Below are 6,888 nucleotides of genomic sequence, written 5' to 3' on the forward strand. Positions count from 1 at the left end.
CTTGAGGCCATCACGCTTTTGCCTCGCTCAAAAATCTCACTGTCCGCAGACAGCATCATCGTCACAGGTCTCGCCGATAGCGCCGATCAAAAACGCCGCTTCGAGCGCGCGCTCGACGACAAAAAACCTTCAGAGCTTGACGTTGTCATCAACATTAGCGCGCCACGCCCGATCATCACGCCCTTTACCGCACGGTTCCTCATTGACGAAACCGGCCCGCAATTCGATGCCTGCTCTGCTGAAACGGTTCAGGGGCAAGCGCGGATATTGGCCGCCGCGCGTGCGTCTGGCATTGAGGATCCCAGCTGTGTTATTGGCCTTGGCTCACCGACAACCGATTGGGCCCGCGCCGTCGAGGCGGGAATGCGCGCCGTCCAAGACCTCGGCGCAGGCTCCATTACATTCTCCGACAGCGAAGTGTCCCTTGTCGGCATATCCGCCCTAAGTGCATCATTGTTTGATAAGGTCGCGGGCGAATTGGAGGCGGCGTTACCCGCAGCATTCACCCTATACACCACATTGCCTGAACCCGAGGACAACGCGAGCACAGACGCCGTGCAATTTGTCGCCCTGCGCTCCCCCGAAGGCCAAGTTCAATTGCGCGGCAGAATTGGGGACGAACGCAGTCAAATCGCAGTGGAGGCCTACGCAAAAGCCGCATTCGGGTCCAACACCATCTATTCCGCACTGCGCCAAGTTGACGGCCTCCCCGAAGGCTGGTCCATCCGCGCGCTTGCCGCAATCGAAGCCCTGTCAAAATTGGATAACGGCTCTGTCACAATGCAACCAACCTCGGTGCGCGTCCGTGGCCGCACAGGTGATGTCACCGCCAAAGCAACCATAACCCGACTATTGGCCGACAAACTGGGAAGTGGTCAAACCTTTGATATTGATGTCGATTACGTCCGGCAACTGGACCCCGTTCTTGATTTGCCGACAGCCGACGAATGCGTGGCGCGCGCCAATGCGGTTATCAATGCCAACAAAATCGTTTTTGCACCCGGCTCTACAGATGTGGACGAATCCTCGACCGATACGCTCGATCGCCTCGCCAAGGCGCTTGAGAAATGCGAGAAAATGGAGATGGAAATCGGTGCGCATAGCGACAGCCAAGGCGGCGAGGACATGAACCTGTCCTTGAGCCAAGCGCGCGCCAATTCTGTGTTGAACGCCCTGATTTCGCGCCGCATCGTCGGGGTCGACTTCACCGCCAAAGGATACGGCGAAGAACAGCCAATTGCAGACAATGACACCGAAGACGGACGTGAGGCCAACCGCCGTATCGAATTCAAACTCCTTGGTGGTGATGCGCCCCAAGACGCGCAATCTGACCAAATAGCCGACACGCCACCGGCCGAAAACAACGAGAACGAGACTCCAAATGAATAGAACCGAACTGATTTTCGCGACCGCAATCGTCCTGTTTTTGGCGTTTCTATTGGGGTGGTTTGCCCATTGGCTCGTGCACCGGTTTGTCCACGTTGGACAAGGCGAAATGAGCGATCTGGACCAAATGGCGCAACAGGTCCACGAGGCCGAAGAGCAACGCGATCAGGCCATCGCCTATTTCCAACAACGCGAATCTGAAACGACCAATCAGCTCAACCAAACCGAGGCCGAGTTGAATGCAGCCATGGGTGGACTACGCGAGGCCCGTCAAGAAGCCGAGGAATTGCGCAGCTACATCGAACGCCTGAACGCCCAGCAATAGCACACCCTCACGCGTCGACGATCCATCCCTTATCACTCGTCACCAGTCCCGTGATGTAGTCCGACACGACCTTGAGACGGCGTAACTCTTTTTGCGATTCATGATAGGCGAGCCAGTATTCGCGGCGCGTCTCGACGGGTGAGGCAAGCCGGACCAATTCGGGTTCATGCACCGCAAGATAGTCGTGCAAAACACCAATGCCCGCGCCCGCCTTCACCGCCTCCATTTGCGCGATCGCAGATGAAATACCCAGCTGTGCACGCGTCCCGCCAAAATAATCGGACGCGTAATCCAATGAGGGTGAAAACAGCAAATCCTCGACATATCCAATGACCCGATGCCCCGTGAACGGCGGCTCTGACGGCGGCACCCCGTGGTGTTCAAGATAGCGCTTGGACGCATAAAGTCCGAGAGAATAGGACGTCAACTTGCGCGCGATCAGCCGACCTTTTTCAGGCCGCCCAACCATAATGGCCAAATCCGCCTCTCTCTGAGACAACGAAAAACTGCGCGGTATAGCGACAAGCTCGATTCGCAAATCGGGATAGCGATCCAACAGCGGCGACAAACGCGGCGTAAGGTAGGACACCCCAAACCCGTCCGGCGCGCCGATGCGGACCACACCACTTGGCCGCGTGTCGGTGGAATTAAACAACGCCTGCCCCTCAAGCATCGCACTTTCAGCGCGCTCCAGCTTGATCACAAGGGCCTCACCATCGTCGGTCAACACGCAACCCGATGGGCCTCGCACCAAAAGCGTAGCTTGCAACTCGGCCTCAAAGGCGGACAAACGGCGGCTAAGCGTTGCTTGGTTTAACCCAAGCTTTCGCGCCGCCGTGAGCATCTTGCCCTCGCGCGCCACAGCTAGAAAAAGTTTACCGTCTTCCCAATTCATTCAGAGCTTCTAGCACCCATTCCATAGCTTTTACTATGCATATTTGCATATCTTAAATCACAATTGCCTAGGTTTGTTGCAAAAAGCAACGCGTGTAATGTCTTCGCAATCGTCGGACGCGCGTTGCGTCACGGCACGCCCATAGCGCAACCCTCACGTAAGGAACTCCACATGACCGAGATCGCACACTTCATCAACAACGCGCATGTTGCCTCCGCCTCCGGCCGCAGTCAGCCCGTGTTCAACCCCGCGACAGGCGAAAGCGAGAAAACCGTTGCACTGGCCACAACCGCCGAAGTGGACGCCGTTGTCGCAGCCGCCAAAGCCGCATGGCCCGCATGGTCGAAAACACCGCCTTTGCGCCGCGCACGCATTCTAGACAAATTCAAAAGCATTTTGTGGGACCGCGCTGACGAATTGGCCCGCGCTATTTCTAACGAGCATGGCAAAACCCATGATGACGCCGTGGGCGAAGTGACCCGTGGCCTCGAAGTGGTCGAATTTGCCGTGGGTGCCCCCAGCTTTCTCAAGGGTGAGTTTTCCGAAAACGTTGGCACAGGCGTTGATAGCTTCAACATCCGCCAATCGCTTGGGGTTGTGGCCGGCATCACTCCGTTCAACTTCCCTGCAATGGTACCAATGTGGATGTTCCCTGTCGCTTTGGCCACAGGCAACACCTTTGTCCTGAAACCCTCCGAGCGCGACCCATCCGCCTCCCTGCTCATGGCCGACTGGCTGAAAGAAGCGGGTCTCCCCGATGGTGTGTTCAACGTGGTCCAAGGCGACAAAGAAGCCGTAGATGCCCTGCTGAACAACCCGGACGTCAAAGCGATTTCATTTGTCGGCTCGACGCCCATCGCTCAATACATCTACCAAACGGGCACAGCCAACGGCAAACGCGTTCAGGCTCTTGGTGGCGCGAAAAACCACATGGTCATCATGCCTGACGCCGACCTCGACATGGCCGCGAACGCATTGATGGGCGCGGCATTTGGCTCTGCGGGCGAGCGCTGTATGGCGATCTCCGTGGCCGTCCCCGTAACGGACGCCGTGGCCGATGCGCTCATCGACAAACTCACCCCGATGATCAAAGCCCTCAAGGTTGGCCCCGCGACCGATAGCGCCTCCGACATGGGGCCAGTCGTCACCAAGGCCGCCCAAGAGAAAATTCTCGGCTATATCGATAGCGGCGAGGCCGAAGGTGCAAAAATCATCGTTGATGGCCGTGACTTCAAACAAGACATGCAGGGCTATGAAAACGGATATTATGTTGGCGGCACCTTGATCGACAACGTAACCACCGACATGAAAATCTGGAAAGAAGAGATTTTTGGACCTGTCCTGTCCGTGGTGCGCCGCAATTCCTATGACGATGCGGTCGCCCTCATTGATCAGTGCGAATTTGCCAACGGCACCGCGATCTTTACCCGTGACGGCGATACCGCGCGCGCCTTTGCCCAAGACATTGAGGTCGGAATGGTCGGCATCAACGTGCCGATCCCCGTGCCCATGGCTTTCCACTCGTTTGGTGGTTGGAAAGCGTCGATCTTTGGCGATCACCACATGCACGGGATGGAGGGTGTTCGATTCTACACCCGTATCAAAACCACGACACAGCGGTGGCCCACAGGTCAGCGTACCGAGGCCGAGTTCACAATGCCGACCCTTGGCTAAACAAAATCCGTTCAAAACAAAAGGCGCCTCTCGGGGCGCCTTTTTCGTGATCGTGCCCGACGCAAGGCCGACGAAAGGCCGACGAGTGGCCGACACGCTCACCAGCGCCGCAAAGCGTCCTCATCCACGTCCTTGGCGGCGACCCAATCCGCACCTGATTTGGTCACTTCTTTCTTCCAAAACGGCGCGCGCGATTTGAGATAGTCCATCAGATATTCCGCTGCCTCAAACGCCTCGACACGGTGACGCGCGGCAGTGGCAACCATCATGATTTGCTCTGCGACAGCGAGTTTTCCGTAACGGTGAATAACCAAACAATCGGACAGCGACCACCGCGCCACAGCGTCCGCCACAATGGCCTCAATCGCCGCCTCGCACATGCTGGGATAATGCTCAATTTCCATGTACTGAAGGTCGCCAGTGTCATCGCGCACAAGCCCCGTGAAACTCACCGTGGCACCCGTGTTTGGCGCACGACCAAAGCCGTCAAGTGATCGCGCCAGATCGAAGTCCTCCGCCTGAACCGAGACCCGCATATCAGCCCCCTGTCATAGGCGGGAAAAACGCCACTTCACGCACACCATTGAGGGGCGCATCGAAGTCCACCAATTCTTGATCAACCGCCACGCGCAATGCGCTTAAATCCTCGAATGCAAAGGCATATCTCTCTTCGCGGGCCTTTAGCTCGTCAATGAGATCTGCAACCGTTGCCGCCTGTGTCTCGACCTGTTCACGCGGCACGCCAATACGCTCACGCACCCATGCGAAATAAAGCACATCAATCATCGGACGCATCACGCAAATAGGGCATGGCTTTGCGCAAATAGTCCGCACCCGTGATGACCGTCAAAAGCGCCGCGATCCAGAACAAAACGATCCCGCCCGTGTAGGTCCAAACCATCCCGAAATATTTCCATGCAAGCCCGTGCACGTCCTCGATGTCGCCCGATAAAATACCGTCCACGGTCATGCCATCCATGCCGAACGTTCCCATGCCCACATAGTGAGAAAATAGGCCATACGAGAGAAGAACCGCGATAGACACCATTTGCGAGGCCGTCTTCCATTTGGCCAGTTTTGTGACCTTCAAAAGGCCCGCCGTGGCGCCCAGAAACTCGCGCAAACCCGACACAAACGTCTCACGCAAAATGATGAAGGCTGCTGGGAAAATGATCCAAAAAGACGCACCAAAATTCATCGCCAAAACAGCAATCGCCGTCATCACCATCGCCTTATCAGCAATAGGATCAAGCATCGCTCCGAACCGCGATGTTTGCTTCCATGAGCGCGCCAGATAGCCGTCCACATAGTCCGTAAGCGAGGCACCAATGAACAACACAACGGCCGCCCAATCGGAAAAGGGATGCGGCAAAACGAGAAAGACGATTGCAATGGCAGGCGCACACAGCAACCGAAATACGGTGAGTATATTGGGGATGTTCCAAATCATGTGTACGTCCTTACAACCTTATCCGCCCTCATGGAAGAAGTCGTAGAGCGTCTGTGCGACCGTTTCTGAAATTCCATCCACCGCCTTAAGGTCGGCAAGGTTCGCAAGGGCAACGGCTTTGGCCGAGCCAAAGTGCGCCAACAAGGCGCGCTTGCGCATGGCCCCAACGCCTGGGACATCATCCAGAGGCGTTGCACTAATGGCCTTGGACCGCTTTGCGCGGTGTGTCCCGATTGCGAAACGGTGTACCTCATCGCGGATGCGTTGAATGAAATACAGCACAGGATCATTGCGTTGCAGGGCAAAGGGGCGTTTGCCTGTTCGGTAGAACTCTTCTTTGCCGTGGTCACGATCCACGCCTTTGGCCACACCGACCATCGGGATATCCGTTACACCCAATTCCGTCATGATCTCTTGGACCGCCGACACCTGTCCGGCACCCCCATCAATCAACAACAGACTTGGCCATGTGTCGCCCTTACGCTCAGGATCGTCTTTCAACAGACGTTTGAAACGGCGCGTCATGACCTCTTTCATCATGCCAAAATCATCGCCCGCCGTGATCCCGTCTCCCTTGATATCGAACTTGCGGTATTGGGATTTCATAAACCCCTCTGGTCCCGCCACAATCATCGCGCCGACGGCATGCGCGCCCTGAATGTGCGAGTTGTCGTAGGCCTCGATGCGCGTTGGCATGGACGGCAAGCCAAACGCCTCTGCCACCCCCTTGAGCAACTTGGTCTGCGCCGCACTCTCGGACATTTTGCGGCCAAGGCTTTCTCGCGCATTGCGCACAGCACCCGACACCAACTCGGACTTCTCTCCCCGTTGGGGAACGAGCACCTCTACCTTGCGCCCTGCCTTCTCAGATAGAGCTTGAGCCAACAGCTCCTTGTCCTCGACATCATGGCTAAGGATCAATTGGCGCGGCGGCTCTTTTTGGTCGTAGAACTGACCGATAAAGGCCCCCATGACTTCGGCTTCGGACACATCTGCACCGATACGCGGATAGAAATCCTGATTGCCCCAGTTTTGGTTCGCACGAATGAAAAACACCTGAACACAAGCCTGTCCGCCCTCCATGTGAAGGCCGATGATATCCCCCTCCGACACAGTTTTAGGATTGATCCCTTGGGCCGTTTGCACGTTTGTCATCGC

Annotated in this window: 8 protein-coding genes; 3 read left to right on the forward strand and 5 right to left on the reverse strand. The window is 56.5% G+C overall.

The genetic code is table 11. The features are described 5' to 3' along the window. The coding region (locus tag ACTG34_RS13010) for an OmpA family protein (protein WP_439105317.1) at positions 1-1,389 on the forward strand (1,389 nt) is incomplete at its 5' end. Then, positions 1,382-1,711 (forward strand): hypothetical protein, encoded by a 330-nt coding sequence (locus ACTG34_RS13015; protein WP_439105318.1) that lies wholly within the window; start codon positions 1,382-1,384, stop codon positions 1,709-1,711. The genes ACTG34_RS13010 and ACTG34_RS13015, both read left to right, overlap by 8 nt. A gap of 7 nt (positions 1,712-1,718) precedes the next feature. Here the strand turns inward: ACTG34_RS13015 and ACTG34_RS13020 are convergent, their stop codons facing one another. Beyond that, positions 1,719-2,606, reverse strand: coding sequence for a LysR family transcriptional regulator (locus ACTG34_RS13020; RefSeq protein ID WP_439105319.1), 888 nt, complete (start codon positions 2,604-2,606; stop codon positions 1,719-1,721). Positions 2,607-2,777: 171 nt separating this feature from the next. Here ACTG34_RS13020 and ACTG34_RS13025 point away from each other — a divergent pair, with 171 nt between their 5' ends. Beyond that, positions 2,778-4,280, forward strand: a complete 1,503-nt coding sequence (locus tag ACTG34_RS13025) for a CoA-acylating methylmalonate-semialdehyde dehydrogenase (RefSeq protein ID WP_439105320.1) — start codon at positions 2,778-2,780, stop codon at positions 4,278-4,280. A gap of 98 nt (positions 4,281-4,378) precedes the next feature. Here ACTG34_RS13025 and ACTG34_RS13030 read toward each other — a convergent pair whose 3' ends face one another. The 4 genes from ACTG34_RS13030 to ACTG34_RS13045 all read right to left on the reverse strand — a co-directional run. After that, entirely contained in the window at positions 4,379-4,816 is a 438-nt protein-coding gene (locus ACTG34_RS13030; RefSeq protein ID WP_439105321.1) for a molybdenum cofactor biosynthesis protein MoaE, read from the reverse strand. Position 4,817: 1 nt separating this feature from the next. Then, positions 4,818-5,066, reverse strand: coding sequence for a molybdopterin converting factor subunit 1 (gene moaD / locus ACTG34_RS13035; protein WP_439105322.1), 249 nt, complete (start codon positions 5,064-5,066; stop codon positions 4,818-4,820). Then, positions 5,059-5,730, reverse strand: coding sequence for a CDP-diacylglycerol--glycerol-3-phosphate 3-phosphatidyltransferase (pgsA, locus tag ACTG34_RS13040; protein ID WP_439105323.1), 672 nt, complete (start codon positions 5,728-5,730; stop codon positions 5,059-5,061). Before pgsA ends, moaD begins: the two co-directional genes overlap by 8 nt. 18 nt (positions 5,731-5,748) lie before the next feature. Further along, positions 5,749-6,888, reverse strand: a 1,140-nt coding sequence (locus ACTG34_RS13045) for an excinuclease ABC subunit UvrC (RefSeq protein WP_439105324.1), incomplete at its 5' end; no start/stop codon positions are given.

Origin of the sequence: Celeribacter marinus (genome assembly GCF_965656515.1) — a bacterium.
Taxonomy (GTDB): domain Bacteria; phylum Pseudomonadota; class Alphaproteobacteria; order Rhodobacterales; family Rhodobacteraceae; genus Celeribacter; species Celeribacter marinus_D.

Bases quoted from the DNA above. Each gene is read 5' to 3' on its own strand.
- ACTG34_RS13020 (WP_439105319.1), bottom strand. From the start codon at position 2,606: ATGAATTGGGAAGACGGTAAACTTTTTCTAGCTGTGGCGCGCGAGGGC.
- ACTG34_RS13025 (WP_439105320.1), top strand. From the start codon at position 2,778: ATGACCGAGATCGCACACTTCATCAACAACGCGCATGTTGCCTCCGCC.
- ACTG34_RS13015 (WP_439105318.1), top strand. From the start codon at position 1,382: ATGAATAGAACCGAACTGATTTTCGCGACCGCAATCGTCCTGTTTTTG.
- pgsA (WP_439105323.1), bottom strand. From the start codon at position 5,730: ATGATTTGGAACATCCCCAATATACTCACCGTATTTCGGTTGCTGTGT.
- moaD (WP_439105322.1), bottom strand. From the start codon at position 5,066: ATGATTGATGTGCTTTATTTCGCATGGGTGCGTGAGCGTATTGGCGTG.
- ACTG34_RS13030 (WP_439105321.1), bottom strand. From the start codon at position 4,816: ATGCGGGTCTCGGTTCAGGCGGAGGACTTCGATCTGGCGCGATCACTT.